At 53.5% G+C, this 271-nt stretch carries 1 protein-coding gene; it reads left to right on the top strand.

Features of this window, described 5'->3' with window-relative positions:
* Positions 1–16: 16 nt before the first annotated feature.
* Positions 17–271 (top strand): RecE family exodeoxyribonuclease (locus N7568_RS26990; protein WP_261612131.1); only part of this gene is annotated, 255 nt, incomplete at its 3' end.

The following is a 271-nucleotide window of genomic DNA, read 5'->3' as shown; positions in this document are numbered from 1 at the left end:
GGGTACCGACACCACTATCGTCGATAGCGTGGATATCGAAACTGGCGAAAGCATTGTTGATGCAGATGGTACCGAAACGGTTTGTGATGCGGTAAGAGAGTTCCGCGAGCGCAAACTTCCGGTATTGACGACCGTCGCCACCCTGCCTTTCCGTCAGCGTCTTCTGGCGCAGTTCATCGCGGACAAACAGTATCTCTACCACGTCGACGAAGAGCAGAAGAAGGCCATACTGGAGCTTGAGCTGGATGTGGATAACAGCTACGTGCAGAAC

This window comes from Paenarthrobacter aurescens, from assembly GCF_025421775.1.
GTDB classification, from domain to species: domain Bacteria; phylum Actinomycetota; class Actinomycetes; order Actinomycetales; family Micrococcaceae; genus Arthrobacter; species Arthrobacter aurescens_B.
Note: the sequence above shows the minus strand (reverse complement) of the source record. Positions and strands in the feature narration are given on the sequence as shown.